Source organism: Candidatus Protofrankia californiensis, from assembly GCF_900634765.1.
GTDB classification, from domain to species: Bacteria; Actinomycetota; Actinomycetes; order Frankiales; family Frankiaceae; genus Protofrankia; species Protofrankia californiensis.
Window position 1 is genome coordinate 2,905 of record NZ_CAAAFT010000148.1, and the last position, 1,686, is coordinate 4,590.

1 protein-coding gene is annotated in these 1,686 nt (G+C 65.4%); it reads left to right on the plus strand.

Translation table 11 applies throughout. The annotated features are described in order from the left end of the window. The first annotated feature begins 224 nt into the window (after nt 1-224). Nucleotides 225-1,643 carry a glycine--tRNA ligase gene (locus tag DD1DGNOD_RS08780; RefSeq protein ID WP_430827777.1) on the plus strand — a complete coding sequence of 473 codons (1,419 nt, stop codon included), beginning with the start codon at nt 225-227 and terminating at the stop codon, nt 1,641-1,643. Nucleotides 1,644-1,686: the final 43 nt, after the last annotated feature.

Consider the following 1,686-nt stretch of genomic DNA (forward strand, 5'->3'; position numbering starts at 1 on the left):
GAAGGTGACGTTGAAGGTGACGAGGTCGTACCTGCTCGATCATGATCGTCGCCTGGCCCGTACGCTGGGTGCTCGACTCCCTGAACGGCACCTGTCCTCCTGATCGCCAGTGGGACCGGCCGCCCCCGCGGCTGGCCGATCTGCCAGGTTTCGCCGGAGGGCGGGTCGAGGACTCGACCGCCCCATGTCGCCGATGACATGTCGTCGATGGCCTCATGTCGCCGATGACGCAGGGCAGAAAGGAAGGGAGTGCCCGCGTGGCCAGTGCATCCGACCGCATGGACACCATCGTCAGCCTGTGCAAGCGCCGGGGGTTGGTCTTCCCCTCGAGTGAGATCTACGGCGGCCTGCGGGCATCGTGGGACTATGGTCCGCTCGGGGTCGAGCTGAAGAACAACGTCAAGCGCGCCTGGTGGAAGGCCATGGTCCAGGGCCGGGACGACGTCGTCGGCCTCGACTCGTGCGTGATCCTCGCCCGCGAGGTCTGGGAGACCAGCGGCCACGTGCAGGTCTTCGTCGACCCGCTGACCGAATGCCTGTCCTGTCACAAGCGGTTCCGTGCCGACCATCTGGAGGAGGCGTTCGAGGCCAAGCGCGGCCGGCCGCCGACAGCGCTCACCGAGATCGTCTGCCCGAACTGCGGGTCGCGTGGCACGTTCACCGAGCCGCGGATGTTCAACGGCCTGCTCAAGACCTACCTGGGCCCGGTCGAGGACGAGTCCGGCCTTGCCTACCTGCGTCCGGAAACGGCCCAGGGCATTTTCATCAACTACGCGAACGTCCAGGCGTCCGCCCGGCGCAAGCCACCGTTCGGGATCGGCCAGATCGGCAAGTCGTTCCGCAACGAGATCACTCCGGGTAACTTCATCTTCCGGACCCGCGAGTTCGAGCAGATGGAGATGGAGTTCTTCGTCCCGCCGGGCGAGGATGAGACCTGGCATCAGTACTGGATCGACGAACGGATGAAGTGGTACCGCGACCTCGGCGTCCGGGAGGAGAACCTCCGTCATTTCGAGCATCCGAAGGAAAAGCTCTCCCACTATTCGAAACGGACCGTCGACATCGAGTATCGTTTCGACTTCGCCGGCCTGGAATGGGGTGAGCTGGAAGGCATCGCGAACCGGACGGACTACGACCTGTCCGTGCACGCGAAGGCGTCCGGCGCGGACCTGACCTATTTCGAGCAGGCCACCGGTACCCGGTACACCCCCTATGTCATCGAACCGGCGGCCGGGGTGGACCGTGCCACCCTGGTGTTCCTGCTGGACGCCTACGCGGAGGACACCGCGCCCAACACCAAGGGTGGGATGGACCGCCGGGTGGTGCTCCGCCTGGATCGCCGGCTTGCGCCGGTGAAGGCCGCGGTGCTGCCGCTGTCGCGCAATGCCGACCTTTCACCGGTCGCCCGCGACCTTGCCGCAGTGCTGCGCAGGCACTGGAACGTCGACTTCGACGATGCCGGTGCGATCGGGCGCCGCTACCGCCGGCAGGACGAGATCGGCACGCCGTTCTGTCTCACCGTCGACTTCGATTCGTTGCAGGACCAGGCGGTGACGATCCGCGAGCGCGACACCATGACGCAGGAGCGTGTCTCCATAGACCGGGCGGTGTCCTATCTCAACACCATGCTTGGTCCCTGCTGAATCCCCTTGACGATCATATGCTGGTGATCGTCAAGGGGATTCG